Consider the following 15,073-nt stretch of genomic DNA (forward strand, 5'->3'; position numbering starts at 1 on the left):
ATGCAAGCGGTGATATGCCAGCGGTATCAATGGTTTCGGTTTCGACCGGTCGGCTTTCGGCCTTGATCGAGACGGTCGCGGCGGCACTCCGCGCCCACGGCCGTCACGAAGCGTTCCAGGGCCTGCGGGTCGTGCCGGAGGAACAAGTGGGGCTCGATGAGCTCCAGTTCCATGACCACCGGGTCGCCCGCCCCGTCCAGTGCGAGGTCGACGCGGGCGAACAGCAGCGGGTCCGGGACGGGAACGGCTGCCAGGGCCCGGAGCGCCGTGCGGATCTCCGCCTCGGTCGGCTTGTAGCGGGCGGCGCCGGGGTGCGGGGTCCTGTCGTTGTCGATCACGCCTGGTTCGTTCAGGAGGGGCTGTTTGCGGATCGCGTGGCTGAAGGTGCCGGCGGAGAAGGCCAGGGCACGTTCGCCCTCCTCCACACGGTGCAGGTACGGCTGGATCATCACGGCACGGCCCTGGTCCAGGAGCATGCGGGCGTGGCGTACGGCGTCGGCGCGGCGGTCGGGTTCGTAGCGTGCGGTGTCACGGGCGCCGAGGGAGACGACCGGTTTGACCACCACTCCGCCGGCCGCGTCGACGTCCGCCTCGGTGCACGTCCGGCCGGGTTCCAGCCAGCGCGTCGGGACGACCGGGACGCCGCGTTCGGCGAGCCGGCGCAGGTAGTGCTTGTCGCTGTTCCAGCGCACCACGGGCGCCGGGTTCCGCAGCCGGGTGACGCGGGCCGTCGCGTCGGCCCAGGCCAGGAATTCGCCGAGGCGGTCCACGTAGTCCCAGGTCGATCGGATGACCGCCAGGTCGTACCGGTCCCAGCGCACGGAGTCCGCGTCCCAGTTCACCGCTTCCGCGGCGCAGCCGTCGGCGCGCAGGGCCTCGACGAGCAGGGGGAGGTCCTCGTCGTGCTCGGCGCCGACGTCACTCGTCACCACCGCGATCCTGTCAGCGCCCATGCGACTCTCCTGTCTCGGACCCCCGCTACAGAAGATCACGCCGAGCACGGCGCTGTTGACATTTGCGGCTTGCGCGCCCCGTCAGGGGCGCTGCAAGACCTGCCGGACAGGCCCTACCCGCGGCGGCGCGGCTTGCCGCGCTTGCCGCCCCCCTTGGGGCTGCCGGAACCGCCCCGCGAGCCCTTGGCCGCGGGCTTGCCGCCCGCCGGCTTGCGGCGTGCGCCTCCGGTGCCCGCGGGCTTGCGCTCCGGTTCCGGGGCGTCGGTGCGGCGGCCGCGGGTGCTGTTGACGGTGCGGCCGCGGACGATCCCGATGAAGTCCTCCACCATGTCGGTGGTGCGCTCCTCGGGCCACGACAGCGCGACACTCGACTGGGGCACGTCCGTGACCGGCCGGTACGTGAGGTCCTTGCGGTGGTGCAGGCGGGCGAGGGACTGCGGGACGACGAGCACACCCACGCCGGCCGCCACCAGTTCGATGGCGTCCGCCGTCGTCGCGGGCCGCTCGATCGCGGGCCGTCCGGGCGGCTGTTCCCAGTCGAGGGTGTCGTCGAGGGGGTGGAAGACGATCTCGTCGGCCAGGTCCTCGGCGGACACCTCCTCGACCGCCGCGATGACGTGGTCCTTCGGGACCACGACGACCGAGGTCTCGGTGTAGAGCGGGATCGCGCTGAAGCAGGTGCGGTCGACCGGCAGGCGCACGATGCCCGCGTCCGCGTCGCCGCGGCGCAGCACGTCGGGCGCCTCGGCGGCGGACGTCGGGACGAGGTCCAGCGGGGTGCCGGGCAGCCGCTCCTGCCAGATCCGCACCCATTTGGCGGGGATCACGCCCGGGACGTACGCGAGCCGGAACGAGGGAGCTGCTGCTTGTGCTTCCGAGCCTGTCACCTGGCCAGATTACCGGGCGTGGTCGGGAGGGGCGCACACGCTCGATATCCTTGGTCCCATGACGTCGCACCAGAACGCCCAGACCATGAAGCCCGCTACCGCGGCCAAGAAGCTGGGTGTGTACCTCGAAGCCACCCCTGCGGAGTTCCGGGAGGGCGTCGTCTCGCGCGACGAGCTGAACGCGCTGCAGGCGGACCCGCCGGAGTGGCTGCGGGAGCTGCGGCGCAACGGCCCGCACCCGCGCCCGGTCGTCGCGGCCAAGCTCGGTGTCTCCATCTCGGGTCTCGCCCGCGGCGGGATCACCGAGGCGCTCACCACCGAGCAGATCGAGGCGCTGAAGGCGGAGTCCCCCGAGTGGCTGCAGAAGGAGCGCGCCACCCAGGCCGAGGTGCGCAAGGAAGCGGAGCGCATCAAGGAGAAGCACACGCAGCAGGGCGGGCAGCCGGGAGCGCGTTCCTGAAGCGGTGACCGCCGCCTCGCGGGCGGCGGCAGGCGTGCCACGTGCACGACCGGGGCCAGGAAAGTGTAGATATGCAGGCATGTCCTGGTATGCGCACCGGCACCGGTACCGTCCGCAGGCGCCGGCATGAGCGGGGGTCCCGGCCGACGGCCGCGCCGCTGGATGCCGCGCGCGTGGAGCGTCGCGACCCAGGTGTTCGTCCTCCAGGCCGCGGTGGTGCTGCTCCTGGTCGCCGCCGTGGCCGTGGAGTGGGTCTATATCGCACGGGACGACGCCCTGCACGAGGCCCGCGACCGGTCCCTGTCCGTGGCCGAGGGGTTCGCCAACTCCCCGGGAATCGTCGCCGCGTTGCACTCGGCGGACCCGACGGCGGTGCTGCAGCCGCGGGCCGAGACGGCCCGCAAGCGGTCGGACGTCGACTTCCTCATCGTGATGAACACCGACGGGATCCGCTACACCGCCCCCGACCCGGGGCTCATCGGCAAGAAGTTCATCGGCACCATCGCCCCCGCCCTGGAGGGGCGCTCCTTCACCGAGAAGATCGACTCGCCGCGCGGGCCGGTGGTGCAGGCCGTGGTCCCGGTGACCGGCCCGGGCAACACCGTGGCCGGTCTCGTCTGCGCCGGGGAGGCGGTCCACGGCCTCAGCGGCCACGTCAGCCGCAGGCTCCCGTTCCTCTTCGGTGCCGCCGCCGTCGCGCTGGCGGTGGCCGTGGCCGGGAACGCACTGATCAGCCGACGGCTGCGGCGCCAGACCCACGGGCTGGGGACGGCCGAGCTGGGGCGCATGTACGAGCACCTGAAGCTGCTGTACGACGCCAGCACCGCCGTCGGGACCACCCTGGACGTCCGGCGCACCGCGCAGGAGCTGGCGCACGTCGCGGTGCCCGCGTTCGCCGACACGGTCACCGTCGACCTGGCCGAAGCGGTCGTCCACGGCGGGGAGCCGGATCCGGCGGACGACGTGCGCCTGCTGCGCGCGGCCAGGGGCGGCATCGACGACGGCCGTTCACCGGCCTCCGAGGGGGAGACCGTCGCGTTCGCCCCGTCCACGCCGCAGAGCCGGGCGCTGCGCGAGGGACAGGCCTGTCTGCTGTCCTCGCCGCAGGCGGACGGACCGCTGATCGCGGCCCCGCTCGCCGCCCGCGGCACCACGCTGGGCGTGGTCTCCTTCCTGCGGTCGCGCACGGCGCAGCCCTTCGCCCACGACGACCTGTCGGCCGCCGGTGAGCTGTGTTCCCGGGCGGCGGTGAGCATCGACAACGCCCGCCGCTACACCCGCGAGCACACGATGGCCGTCACCCTGCAGCGCAGTCTGCTGCCTGGTGTGCTGCCCGAGCACGGCGGCGTCGAGGTCGCCTCCGGCTATCTGCCCGCGCTGGGCGGCGTGGGCGGGGACTGGTTCGACGTCATTCCGCTGCCCGGCCTGCGCGTGGCCCTGGTGGTGGGCGACGTCGTGGGGCGCGGGCTGCACGCCGCGGCCACGATGGGGCGGCTGCGCACGGCCGTGCACAACTTCTCCGCGCTCGACGTGCCGCCGGAGGAACTGCTGGCCCACCTGGACGAGTTGGTGACCCGCATCGACGAGGGCACGCAGGCCGACGGGGGCACGCCGGTCACCGGGGCCACCTGTCTGTACGCCGTCTACGACCCGACGTGCGGCCGCTGCACCCTGGCCCGCGCCGGGCATCCGCCGCCGGCCGTCCTCCGCCCGGACGGCCGCGTCGAGTTCCCCGACGTCCCCGTCGGCCCGCCGCTGGGCGTGGGCGGCCTGCCGTTCGAGGCGGCCGAGCTCGACCTGCCCGAGAGCAGCCGGCTGGTGCTCTACACCGACGGACTCGTCCGGGGCGCCGACCACGACCTCTCCGGCGGCATGCGCGCCCTGGGCGACACCCTCGCCTCCCGCGCCGGGCGCACCCCGCAGGAGACCTGCGACGCGGTGCTCCACGCCCTCGCCCCCGAACGGCCCCGCGACGACGTCGCTCTGCTCGTGGCACGCACCCGGCTGCTGGAGCCCGGCCGGATCGCCGCATGGGACGTGCCCGCCGATCCCGCCGCCGTGGCACAGGTGCGCAACGCCGCCGTGCGCACGCTGGCCGAATGGGGGCTGGACGAGCTGTCGTTCACCACCGAACTGATCCTCAGCGAACTGATCACCAATGCCGTCCGCTACGCCGCCGCCCCGATCCGGCTGCGCATGCTGCGCGGCGGCAGCAGTCTCGTCTGCGAGGTCTCGGACGCCAGCAGCACCGCCCCCCACCTGCGGTACGCGGCGACCACGGACGAGGGCGGGCGCGGGCTGTTCCTCGTCGCCCAGCTCGCCGACCGCTGGGGCACCCGCTACACCGCCACCGGCAAGATCATCTGGAGCGAGCAGGCGCTTCCCGACACCGGCCCCGGCAGCGCCTGATCACCCCGTTCCCGGCGCGCGGCACGGCCGTTCCGCCATCGCCGCCTCGACGAACGCGCGCAGGAGCGGATGACGGCTGCCGGGCGAGTAGACGATGCGGACGGGGATCGGGGGCGCATCGTCGATCGGCAGGAAACGGATCCACGAGTGCGGGCTGCGGCGCACGGCACTGTCGGGCACGACCCCCACCCCCCGTCCGGCGGCGACGAGTTCGAGCCACTCGTCGAAGTTGCCGCAGGGGACCACGTCGTCGGGAGCCTGGCCGTCCGCCCAGTCCGCCGGGGTGGTGGAGCCGCTGACCGTGTTCACCACGAGCGGCCAGTTGCGGAACTCGTCCCAGCCCAGGCGGTCGCGCGCGGCGAGCGGGGAGGAGGTGGAGACGGCGGCGACGCGGCGTTCCCGGAGGAAGGGCACGGCTGTCGCGTTCCCGCCCGGCGGGGCGCCGCGGATCACGGCGACGTCGACCTCGCCCAGGTCGACAGCCGCTGCGGGGTCGTCGTGGCGCACCGGCTCGACGGTGCCGCGGGTGGCGTTCTCGAAGCGGACGACGGCCCGTTGCGTCCACGGGTCGGGCAGCAGCCACGCGAAGCCGAGCCGGATCGTGCCGCTGTCACGGATGCCGTTGAGCGTGCTGTCGAGCGCGGGAAGCTGGCGTCCGAGCCGTTCCTGCGCGTACTGGCCGGCCGGGGTGAGGGTGACGTTGCGCGAGGTGCGGTGGACGAGCCGGGTGCCCAGTGCCGCCTCCAGCCGCTGGACGGAGCGGGACAACGAGGGCTGGGTCATCCGGAGTTCACTTGCGGCCCGGCTGAAGGAAAGGTGCCGGGCGACAGCCAGAAATGCACGTAAGTGCCTGAGTTCGACATCCATACGTCCAGAGCATAGATGCGCCGGGGAAGGCATTTCCGCCTGGATTGTTCGCATGCTTCACTCAATTCCCGTAGGCGCCTTTGACGACGGGGGTGTTGGCCACGTGTTGGTGGACCAGTCCGGCCGGACCGACGGAACAACGAAAAAGACACGACAGCGCAGGCAGGACGATGCATCGCAGCCGGCGCAGCGGAAATTACGGATAACGGAACGCAGAGTCGTCCTGCAGGGCGCCCTGGCGATGGCAGTCGCCATGGGAGTGGGACGGTTCGTGTTCACTCCCATCCTTCCGATGATGGAACACCAGACGCATGTGACGGCATCGGACGGCGCATCGATTGCCACAGCCAACTATCTCGGTTATCTGCTCGGCGCACTTGCCGCGGGATTCATTCCGCCGCTGATCCGCTCCCGTGCCGTCCTGCCCGTCTGTCTGGCGGTGCTGGTGGCCACGCTGGCCGCCATGCCGCTCACCACGGCCCTGCCCCTGTGGGTGGCGCTGCGCTTTCTCGCCGGGGCCGCCAGCGCCCTCGTCTTCGTCAGCACCGCGCGCAGCGCCCAGGCCGGGCTGCGCCACCGGCCCCGGCTGATCGGCTGGGTGTACGGGGGCGTCGGGCTGGGCATCGCCGTCACCGGCCTGGCCGTCCTGCTGATCCACCAGTCCGGCACCTGGCGGCAGGCGTGGTGGGTGGCCGCGGCCCTCTCCGCCGTGACCGCCCTGTTCATCGCCCGCGCCCCCGCCGAGGAGGCCGCCCCCGCCGCCGCGCGGACCGCACCCCCGCAGCGGCCCGCCCGCGGACCCCTCGCCTGGCTCGCCGTCAGCTACTTCCTGGAGGGCGTCGGCTACATCGTCGCCGCCACTTTCCTGGTGGCCGCCCTGTCCGCCGACGGGTCGCCCTCCTGGCTGGGCACCGGCGCCTGGGTGATCGTGGGCCTGGCCGCCTTCCCCTCGTGCGTGCTGTGGATGGCGCTGAGCCTGCGTATCCCGCGCCCCCTGCTGCTCACCGTCGCCCTGCTGGTCCAGGCGATGGCGGTGGCGCTGCCCTCGGTCCTCGGCGGCACGGGCGCGGCCGTCGTCTCGGCCGTCGGCTTCGGCGGCACGTTCATGGCCATCACCCAGCTCTCGCTCGTCACCGGTACCGCCCTGGGGACGCCGCGCACGGTCGCGCTGCTCACCGCCGGGTACGGGCTGGGGCAGGTGGCGGGGCCGCTGGTCGTCCAGCCGGTCCTCTCCCACGGCTACCGCCCGGCCCTGGCCATCAGCGGCGGAGTGCTGCTGGCCGCCGCCCTGTGCGCCGCACCGCTCATGCGACGCGCGGCGGACCCGGCCCACGCCTGACCGACTCCTCTCTTCTGATGCACCGTCACCAACCTTGATTCCCGGGAGACTTCCCCATGCCGTTCCACCTCGACCAGCTGTCCGTCCCGATCGTCCAGGCGCCCATGGCGGGCGGCGCGTCCACCCCCGAGCTGGTCGCCGCGGTCAACAGCACCGGCGCCCTGGGGTTCCTGGCCGCCGGATACCGCACGGCGGACGGGATGCGGCAGCAGGTCGCGCGCACCCGCGAGCTGACCTCGCGGCCGTTCGGCGTCAACGTCTTCGTGCCGGGCGCGGTGGACCCCGCGGCGGCCGCGGCGGTCGGCGCCTACCGGGACGAACTGCGGGCCGAGGCCGAGCGGTTCGGCATCACGCTGCCCGTCCCGCCGGCCGAGGACGACGACGCGTGGGAGGCGAAGATCGAGGCGCTGCTGCACGACCCCGTGCCCGTCGTCTCCTTCGCGTTCGGCCTGCCCTCCGCCGCGGAGGCGGAGGCGCTGCACCGCGCGGGCAGCCTGCTCGTCGCGACCGTCACCACCGTCGCCGAGGCCGAGGCCGCACAGGCCACCGGCGTGGACGCGCTGTGCGTCCAGGGGCCGGAGGCGGGCGGGCACCGGTCCACGCACGACATCACGGCCGAACCGGGGACCGTGCCACTGCCGGAGCTGCTCGCCGCGGTACGCGAGCGGGTGCGGCTGCCGCTGGTGGCCGCGGGCGGGCTGGGCTCCGGCGAGGACGTCGCCGCCGTGCTCCGCGGCGGCGCCTGCGCCGCCCAGCTGGGCACCCTCTACCTGCGCGCGCACGAGTCCGGGGCCTCGCAGACGCACAAGGACGCCCTCGCCGACGCCCGTTTCACGACGACGGCCGTCACCCGGGCCTTCTCAGGGCGCCCGGCCCGGGGCCTGCGCAACCGCTTCATCGACGCGCACGACAGCACCGCGCCCGGCGCCTACCCGCACGTCCACCACCTGACCCGCAGCCTGCGCTCGGCCGCCGCCGAAGCCGGTGACGCCGAGCGGCTCCACCTGTGGGCCGGTGCGCGCTACCGCCTGGCGCGCTGCGCACCGGCCGCCGAGATCACCCGCACCCTCTGGGAGGAGACCCGTGCCGCTCTGTCCGTCATGACGGCGTGATCGCGCAACGTCCCCCGACCGCCCCCACCCCGCTCATGGAGAAGGCCAGCATGCCCGCCAGCCACACCCCCGCCCGCAGCACCTCCCCCGGCATCCCCGACGTCACGATCGCCATCGTGGGCCTCGGCCCGCGCGGATTATCCGTCCTGGAACGCGTCATGGAGAACGCCCGGGCGAACCCCGGGCGCACCGTGCTCGTCCACGCCATCGATTCGCACGCACCGGGCTCCGGGAACGTATGGAGACCGACGCAGTCCCGGCACCTGCTGATGAACACCGTCGCCTCCCAGGTGACGATGTACACCGACCCCAGCGTGAGCTGCCGCGGGCCGATCGTGCCCGGCCCGAGCCTGTACGAGTGGGTGCGGGAGCTGCCGCAGGACACGCTGGACGAGCGGTTCGGCCCGGAACTCGCCGAGCAGGCCCGCTCGTTGGGCCCCGACGACTATCCCAGTCGTGCACTGTACGGCCATTACCTGCAGCGGGTCTTCGAGCGTGCGGTGGCGGGCGCCCCGGCCGGGGTGACGGTCCGGCAGCACGTCTCGCGGGTCACCGCGGTCACCCCGCTGGCCGGTGAGCGCTACCAGATCGACCTCATCGACGAGCCGGAGCCGATCGTCGCGGACCGCACGGTGCTGGCCCTCGGCCATCTGCCGGGCGCCCTGCGCAACAAGGAGCGGCTGATGCTGCTCTTCGCCGCCGAGCACGGGCTGCGGTACATCCCGCCGGCCAACCCCGCGGACGTAGACGTCCACCGGGGCATCGGGCCCGGCGACGAGGTGATCCTGCGCGGGCTCGGACTGAACTTCTTCGACTACCTGAGCCTGCTCACCGAGGGCCGCGGCGGCCGCTTCGAGCGCCGGGACGGGCGGCTGGTGTACGTGCCGTCCGGCAACGAGCCCCGCATGTACGCGAGTTCGCGGCGCGGCATCCCGTACCACGCGCGCGGCGCCAACCAGAAGGGCGTCAGCGGGCGGCACGAGCCCCGGTACCTCACCCCCGAGGTCATCGCCCGGCTCCAGCACCGTGCGGACAGCACCGGCGGGCTGGACTTCATGGCGGACGTGTGGCCGCTGGTGACGCGCGAGGTCGAGCTCGTCCACTACACCACGCTGCTGCGGCAGCGGGGCCGTGCCGCGGAGGCGGAGACGCTCGCGGCCGAACTGGCCGAGTGGCCCGGCGAGACGGAGCTGGAGGGGGTGCTCGCCCGGTACGGCATCGGCGCCGGCGACCGCTGGTCGTGGGAGCGTATCGGCAGGCCCTGGCAGGGCGAACGGTTCGAGGACCACGCCGCGTTCACCGCCTGGCTGCTCGGCCACCTCCGCGAGGACCTGGACAACAGCCGGGGCGGCAACCTCGACAACCCCGTGAAGGCCGCCCTCGACGCCATGCGCGACCTGCGCAACGAGGTCCGCCAGGTCATCGACCACGGCCGGGTGGCCGCGGACTCCTACCGCGACCACGTCTCCGGCTTCTACACGCCGCTCAACGGCTTCGTCTCCATCGGCCCGCCGGCCAGCCGCATCGAGGAGATGATCGCCCTCGTCGAGGCCGGTGTCCTCGACGTCCTCGGGCCGGACGTCGAGGTCGGGGCCGAGGTCCTGGCCGACGGCTCAGGCCGGTTCACGGCGCGGTCGCCGCTGGTGCCCGGCAGCCGCCGGGAGGCCACGGTCCTCATCGAGGCCCGGCTGCCCTCGGCCGGCATCGCCGGAGCCGACGACCCCCTGGTGGGCCGGCTCGTCGACGAGGGCATCGCCCGCCGGCACGCCCTCACCAAGGCCGACGAGGAACACCACACCGGTGCGCTGGAGGTAACGGGCACCCCGTACCGGGTCATCGACCGGTCCGGCCGGCCGCACCGGGGCCTGCACGCGTTCGGCGTCCCCACCGAGGGCGTGCACTGGGCGACCGCCGCGGGCATCCGGCCCGGCGTCGACTCGGTGATCCTCGGTGACGCGGACGCGATCGCCCGGGTCCTCCTCGGCCTCGACGCCGCCGAGGACGGCCCGGCCCGCCCGGACGAGGACTCCGGCTCCCTCGCCGCGCAGGCCGCCTGACAGCCTGTCACTTCACCACCTGTACGCCGTCCCACCCGAAAGGTCCTCATGCACCCGTCCGAACGTCACGCAGAAGGTGACAAGATCCGCCGCGAGGTGCTCGGAGACGAGTACGTCAACACCATGCTGCGCGACTGGGATCCGGCCAAGCCGCTGCTGGAGCTCGTCACCGAGTACTCCTGGGGCTTCACCTGGTCCCGCGAGGGCCTCGACCGGCGCACCCGGAGCCTGCTGCTCGTGGCCCTGCTCACCGGTCTCAACCGCCCCGCCGAGCTGAAGCTCCACATCGGCGGCGCACTCCGCAACGGCTGCACGCCGGAGGAACTGGCCGAGGTCGCCCTCCAGTGCGCGGTCTACGCGGGTGCCCCGGCCGGCATCGACACGATGAAGCTGATCCGTCAAGAGGTCGCCCGCTTCGAGGAGGAGAACGAGGCTTGCGCTGAAGGGAATTGACCGCCGTCAGGGGGTGTGGGGGCGGCTGCCGGGCTCCTGGTGCGGGACCGTCTGCACCGTCGGCACGGCGGGCGGCGGAAGGGTGGCCGCCTCCTGCTCTTCCAGGGCGAGGAGCGGTGCGGGGTCGGGCAGTCCGGGGAAGGACCGGTCGCAGTCGTGCAGGCGCAGCGCCGACGTCAGGTCTCCCATGGTTCTGCGGCGCCAGGCGCTGATGTTGGGCTCGTGCACGCCGAACCGGCGTTCCAGGAACTTCAGCGTGGAGGTGTGGTCGAAGACCTCGCTGCACACCCAACCGCCGCGGCTCCACGGCGAGATGACGAGAGCGGGCACCCGGAAGCCCGGCCCCACCGGCCCGGCGATCCCCGCCGCGCCGGCCGGCAGCGGGGAGGCGGTGACCCACTCCCCCGGCGTCCCCTCGGGCGGGACGGGCGGGGGCACGTGGTCGAAGCGGCCGTCGTTCTCGTCGTAGCTGATGAAGAAGACGGTCTTCGCCCACACCTCGGGGCGCGAACCCAGGGCGTCGAGGACGGTGTAGATGTACTCGGCGCCCGCCGCGGGGAAGTTGGGCGGTTCCTCGGACGCCTCGGGGAGGCCGTAGACCGAGGGGAGGTACTGCGCGTCCAGCCAGGTGACCGAGGGCAGTTCGTCCCTGCGGATCATGTCCGCGACATCGGACGGCGCGTAGGGCACCATCGCGTTCTCGTAGAGATCGTCGCCGGGCCGGGCGTCCTGGAAGGCCTTGAACCAGCCGAGGTCGGTGTCCGGCGGGTAGGCGGTGCAGTAGCGCCAGCTGATCCCGGCGGCCTGCAGGCGTTCCGGGTAGGTGGTCCACCGGAAGCCGGTCGGGGTGTTGTCGACGACCGGTCCGCCGAGCCGCCCGGCGGGGTCGATCGTGCCGCTGATGGCCATCACCCGGTTGGGGTGCGTGGGGCCGAGGACCGAGCAGAAGTAGTGGTCGCAGACGGTGAAGGCGTCCGCGAGCGCGTAGTGGAACGGCAGGTCGTCGCGGGTGTGATAACCCATGGTGAACGGGCCCTTGACCGGGCCGTCCGCGGCGCGGTGGGTGGGCACCCAGTTGTCCATCCGGCCGTGGTTCCAGGACCGGTGCTGCGACGGCCAGGAGTGGCTGGTGCCGTAGGCCTTCGCGGCGCTGGTGGTCCGGGTGTCGTCGTGGAACGGCAGCAGGTAGCCGTCGGGATTCTCCGGGTCGGGCTGGTGGAGGACCGAGCGGCCGGTGGGCAGGGTGACGGCGTCCGGGTCGTCGAATCCGCACACGCCCTGGAGCGTGCCGAAGTAGTGGTCGAACGACCGGTTCTCCTGCATCAGGAAGACGACGTGCTCGATCTGGTCGAGCGAGCGCAGCGGCCGTACGGGCGCCGCGAGGGCCTTGCGCAGGGAGCCGGGCAGCAGCGGCATGCCTGCTGCGGCTCCGAGGAGTCTGCGCCGGGTGATGCCGTGTGCCGGGACCGCGTCCATGCCGTACTCCGTCCTGCCGGCCCTGGCGCCGCAACCACCATGGGCCGCGCCCGCACCCCGGTCAAGGGTTCCGGCGGCGGTCCGGCTCCGGCCGAGTGGTGCACGGCTGCGGACGGCGGCAGCCTGGGAGGCGGGGCACGCGAGGATCCTCCGGGAGGCGGCGATGGCAGGAGTGCGGGAACCCCGCGCGATCGTGGCCGGTGTCGCCCCGGACGCCGGCCGGCGGGCGGCCCCGGCCTGGGCCGTCGACGAGGCGGCCCGCCGCGGCGCGCCGCTGCTGCTCGTGCATGCCCAGGGGACCCCCACCGGCGGGTACCGGAAGACGGACGTACTGCCGTCGTGGGAGCAGTGGAACGGGGCGCTGCACGAGGCCGGGGACCGGGTGCTCGGGGAGGCGGTGGCCTTCGCCGAGTCGCGGCGGCCCGGGGCGGAGGTGGCAGGGCTGCTCGCGGAGGGCGATCCCGCCTGGGTGCTGCGCGAGCAGGCGCGGGACGCGCTCCTCGTCGTGCTGGGCTCCTCGCATCTGAGCCGGGTGCAGGAGGTGTTCTCCGCGGCGTCCGTCGCCCTGCCCGTCATCGCGCACAGCCCCTGCCCGGTCGTCGTCGTCCCGGAGCGGGAGCACGCCGTCGCGGCGCCGCCGTACTTCGTGGTGGGAGTGGACGGCAGCCCGGAGTCGGCGGCGGCCGTCGCCTTCGCCTTCGAGGAGGCCGCGCTGCACGGGGCCGCGCTGCGGGCGGTGTACGCCTGGTGGCGGCCCGAGGAGACCGGGGTCATGGACGAGCAGGCCGCCGAGCAGGAGGGCCGGAGGATCCTCGCCGACGCGACGGCGGAGCAGGCCGCGGCCCGGCCGGACGTCGGGCTGGAGCTCGCCGTCGTCCGCGGGCATCCGGTGGAGGCGCTGGCCGGGGCGTCGGAGCAGGCCCTGGGCCTGGTGGTGGGGACACGGGGGCACGGCGGCTTCACCGGGATGCTGCTGGGGTCGGTGAGCCAGGGCGTCCTCCATCATGCGCGGTGCCCGGTCGTCGCCGTCCCGCACGACGGTGCGCGCTCCTCGTAGGGCCTCCGTCTCCCCTGTGCCGGGCGGGGATGCGGGCGGATGATGGAAGCCGGAGGTCAGGGCGAGGGGGCCAGGCACATGGGCGGTTCCGTACCACTGGGCAAGCTCCTCGGCATACCGCTGCGGGTCCACTGGAGCGCGCCCGTGCTGATCCTCTTCCTCGGCTTCGGGCTGGCCGGCGGGACCTTGCCGCAGTGGGTGCCGGGACGTTCCGCCGCGGTCTACGACACGGCCGGGCTGGCGGGGGCGGTCCTGCTGACGGTGAGCCTGCTGCTGCACGAGGCGGCGCACGCGGTGACCGCGCGCCGGGCGGGGATCCGGGTCGTGGACATCACGGTCTGGGGGCTGGGCGGGGTCACCCGTCTGGGGCAGGCCGCGACCCCGCGCACCCAGTTCCTGGTGGCGGCGGCCGGGCCGGCGACCAGTCTGGTGCTGGGCGGGCTGGCCCTGGCGGGCGGCTACGGGGCCGGGCACCTCCTGCACTGGACGCTGGTCTCGGCGGTGCTGGTCTGGGCAGGCGGGGCGAATCTGCTGCTGGGGCTGTTCAACCTGGTGCCGGCCGCACCGCTCGACGGCGGGCGGGTCCTGCTGTCGGCCGTGTGGTGGCGGAGCGGGGACCGGCCGCGGGCGCAGCGGGTCGCCGGGCGGAGCGGTCAGGTGGCCGGCTTCCTGATGATCGCGGCGGGCTGGATCGCCCTCACCCGGGGTCTGGGCTCGGGCCTGTGGCTCATGCTCGTGGGCGGCTTCGTGGCGGTCTCGGCCACGGCGGAGATGCGGCAGGCCGTGATCCTCGCGGCCCTTGAGGACGTGCGGGTCGCCGACGCCATGACGGCGCCCCCGGTCACGGGCCCGGACTGGCGCACCGTGGAGGACTTCCTCGCGACGGTCATGGCGGGGACGCAGCGCCCTGCCGTTCCCGTTGTCGACTTCGACGGGCGCCCGAGCGGCGTCGTCGAGCGGAACCGGCTCCTGCTCGTCCCCGCCTCGCGGCGGTCGGAGCTGCGCGTCCGCGACCTGGCCGTTCCGCTGGCGCAGTGCACGGTCGCCGCCCCGCAGGACGAGCTGACGGAGGTGCTGGGCCGGGTGGCCCCGGCCGCGCAGCTGATGATCCTCGTCATGGAGGAAGGGCGCCTGGTGGGGACCGTCACCGGTGAGGACGTGATGCGGATGGCCCGTCGCCGGCTGCCGGATCCGGGCGGTGGCCTGCGGATCTGACAGCCGGCGACGAGGTCGGCAGAGGGGTCAGGAGGAGGGCGTCGGCCCCTCCAGCTGCTCGCTGATCCACTGGACGGGGGCCTCCATGTTGGAGAGGTAGGTGGCACCGTTGTGCGTACCGCCCGGTATCTCCCACAGCTTGGTGTGGACGGGGCCCTTCCCGTACGTGCTCATGAAGTCCTTGACGCCCTTGATCATCGTCTTGTTCTCCTTCGTGCCGTACTGGAAGGCGATGTAGACATCCGGTCCCTTCGTGGCCGCCAGCTGCTTGGCCAGCACCTCGGGATTGTTCTCCTGCTTCTCCTTCTCGTGGCCCTTCCACAGCGGGGAGTCGGGCACGATGTCGGGGCCGTTGGCGACGGCGGCCTTGAACTTGTCCGGGTGCTTGAGCACCGACTTCAGGCTCGCGAAGCCGCCGGTGGAGGAGCCCATGTAGGCCCAGCCGTCGCGGGACTTGATCGTGCGGAAGTTGGCCTTCATCAGGTCCGGGACGTCCTCGGTCAGCCAGGTGCCCATCTTCTGCTGGCCGGGGATGTCACTGGCGTCCCAGTAGATGCCCTTGTCGTCCGGTCCCGGGTTGAGGATCGGCATGGCCAGCAGGAACGGCTTGCTCTTGCCCTCCTGGTACCACTTCGAAATGCTCTTCTCGAGCGAGAGCTTGTCCTTGCCGAACTCGCCGAGCGCCCAGTAGTTGCTGTCGTTGCCGGGGCCGCCGGGCAGGGCGATCATCACGGGGAAGCCGCTCTCCCTGAACTTCGGGTCCTCCGTGTACTCCTTGGGCGCCCAGA

General features: G+C 73.2%; 13 protein-coding genes. 8 read left to right on the forward strand and 5 right to left on the reverse strand.

Going from position 1 to position 15,073, the window contains the following annotated elements:
* Positions 1–26 precede the first annotated feature (26 nt).
* Both HG542_RS23150 and HG542_RS23155 read right to left on the reverse strand, forming a co-directional pair.
* Positions 27–953, reverse strand: coding sequence for an ATP-grasp domain-containing protein (locus tag HG542_RS23150; protein WP_171084500.1), 927 nt, complete (start codon positions 951–953; stop codon positions 27–29).
* A gap of 113 nt (positions 954–1,066) precedes the next feature.
* Complete coding sequence (locus HG542_RS23155; RefSeq protein WP_171084501.1) at positions 1,067–1,840, reverse strand: LysR family transcriptional regulator substrate-binding protein; 774 nt, start codon at positions 1,838–1,840, stop codon at positions 1,067–1,069.
* A 58-nt stretch (positions 1,841–1,898) separates the two neighbouring features.
* Here HG542_RS23155 and HG542_RS23160 point away from each other — a divergent pair, with 58 nt between their 5' ends.
* Complete coding sequence (locus tag HG542_RS23160) at positions 1,899–2,300, forward strand: DUF5997 family protein (RefSeq protein ID WP_171084503.1); 402 nt, start codon at positions 1,899–1,901, stop codon at positions 2,298–2,300.
* Between the two features lie 126 nt (positions 2,301–2,426).
* A complete protein-coding gene (locus HG542_RS23165; RefSeq protein ID WP_171084505.1) occupies positions 2,427–4,709 on the forward strand; it encodes an ATP-binding SpoIIE family protein phosphatase in 2,283 nt (760 codons plus the stop codon).
* On the opposite strand, the gene HG542_RS23170 is transcribed toward HG542_RS23165, so the two are convergent.
* Complete coding sequence (locus HG542_RS23170; protein WP_306665331.1) at positions 4,710–5,630, reverse strand: LysR family transcriptional regulator; 921 nt, start codon at positions 5,628–5,630, stop codon at positions 4,710–4,712. It abuts the gene before it with no gap.
* A 187-nt stretch (positions 5,631–5,817) separates the two neighbouring features.
* Between HG542_RS23170 and HG542_RS23175 the strand changes: the two genes are divergently transcribed.
* From HG542_RS23175 to HG542_RS23190, 4 genes are read left to right on the forward strand one after another with little or no spacing between them, the layout of a single operon-like run.
* On the forward strand, positions 5,818–6,915 hold the full coding sequence (locus HG542_RS23175; protein ID WP_368857187.1) for a YbfB/YjiJ family MFS transporter: 1,098 nt from the start codon (positions 5,818–5,820) through the stop codon (positions 6,913–6,915).
* A 56-nt stretch (positions 6,916–6,971) separates the two neighbouring features.
* Positions 6,972–8,027, forward strand: a complete 1,056-nt coding sequence (locus HG542_RS23180) for an NAD(P)H-dependent flavin oxidoreductase (RefSeq protein ID WP_171084509.1) — start codon at positions 6,972–6,974, stop codon at positions 8,025–8,027.
* Between the two features lie 50 nt (positions 8,028–8,077).
* Positions 8,078–10,084, forward strand: a complete 2,007-nt coding sequence (locus HG542_RS23185) for an FAD/NAD(P)-binding protein (protein WP_171084511.1) — start codon at positions 8,078–8,080, stop codon at positions 10,082–10,084.
* Positions 10,085–10,132: 48 nt separating this feature from the next.
* Complete coding sequence (locus tag HG542_RS23190; protein ID WP_171084513.1) at positions 10,133–10,537, forward strand: carboxymuconolactone decarboxylase family protein; 405 nt, start codon at positions 10,133–10,135, stop codon at positions 10,535–10,537.
* 6 nt (positions 10,538–10,543) lie between these two features.
* On the opposite strand, the gene HG542_RS23195 is transcribed toward HG542_RS23190, so the two are convergent.
* Positions 10,544–12,013, reverse strand: a complete 1,470-nt coding sequence (locus tag HG542_RS23195; RefSeq protein ID WP_171084515.1) for an alkaline phosphatase family protein — start codon at positions 12,011–12,013, stop codon at positions 10,544–10,546.
* A gap of 163 nt (positions 12,014–12,176) precedes the next feature.
* Here HG542_RS23195 and HG542_RS23200 point away from each other — a divergent pair, with 163 nt between their 5' ends.
* Together HG542_RS23200 and HG542_RS23205 are read left to right on the forward strand one after the other, a co-directional pair.
* Positions 12,177–13,070, forward strand: a complete 894-nt coding sequence (locus tag HG542_RS23200) for a universal stress protein (protein WP_171084517.1) — start codon at positions 12,177–12,179, stop codon at positions 13,068–13,070.
* 78 nt (positions 13,071–13,148) lie between these two features.
* Positions 13,149–14,285, forward strand: coding sequence for a site-2 protease family protein (locus tag HG542_RS23205; protein WP_171084519.1), 1,137 nt, complete (start codon positions 13,149–13,151; stop codon positions 14,283–14,285).
* A 27-nt stretch (positions 14,286–14,312) separates the two neighbouring features.
* On the opposite strand, the gene HG542_RS23210 is transcribed toward HG542_RS23205, so the two are convergent.
* Positions 14,313–15,073 (reverse strand): alpha/beta hydrolase (locus HG542_RS23210; protein WP_171084521.1); only part of this gene is annotated, 761 nt, incomplete at its 5' end.

It is taken from the genome of Streptomyces morookaense (assembly GCF_013030945.1).
GTDB classification, from domain to species: Bacteria; Actinomycetota; Actinomycetes; order Streptomycetales; family Streptomycetaceae; genus Streptomyces; species Streptomyces morookaensis.

Excerpts from the sequence above, each read along its gene's own strand:
- HG542_RS23180 (WP_171084509.1), top strand. The coding sequence starts at position 6,972 with ATGCCGTTCCACCTCGACCAGCTGTCCGTCCCGATCGTCCAGGCGCCC.
- HG542_RS23160 (WP_171084503.1), top strand. The coding sequence starts at position 1,899 with ATGACGTCGCACCAGAACGCCCAGACCATGAAGCCCGCTACCGCGGCC.
- HG542_RS23165 (WP_171084505.1), top strand. The coding sequence starts at position 2,427 with ATGAGCGGGGGTCCCGGCCGACGGCCGCGCCGCTGGATGCCGCGCGCG.
- HG542_RS23175 (WP_368857187.1), top strand. The coding sequence starts at position 5,818 with ATGGCAGTCGCCATGGGAGTGGGACGGTTCGTGTTCACTCCCATCCTT.
- HG542_RS23190 (WP_171084513.1), top strand. The coding sequence starts at position 10,133 with ATGCACCCGTCCGAACGTCACGCAGAAGGTGACAAGATCCGCCGCGAG.
- HG542_RS23185 (WP_171084511.1), top strand. The coding sequence starts at position 8,078 with ATGCCCGCCAGCCACACCCCCGCCCGCAGCACCTCCCCCGGCATCCCC.
- HG542_RS23205 (WP_171084519.1), top strand. The coding sequence starts at position 13,149 with ATGGGCGGTTCCGTACCACTGGGCAAGCTCCTCGGCATACCGCTGCGG.
- HG542_RS23195 (WP_171084515.1), bottom strand. The coding sequence starts at position 12,013 with ATGGACGCGGTCCCGGCACACGGCATCACCCGGCGCAGACTCCTCGGA.
- HG542_RS23170 (WP_306665331.1), bottom strand. The coding sequence starts at position 5,630 with ATGCGAACAATCCAGGCGGAAATGCCTTCCCCGGCGCATCTATGCTCT.
- HG542_RS23150 (WP_171084500.1), bottom strand. The coding sequence starts at position 953 with ATGGGCGCTGACAGGATCGCGGTGGTGACGAGTGACGTCGGCGCCGAG.
- HG542_RS23200 (WP_171084517.1), top strand. The coding sequence starts at position 12,177 with ATGGCAGGAGTGCGGGAACCCCGCGCGATCGTGGCCGGTGTCGCCCCG.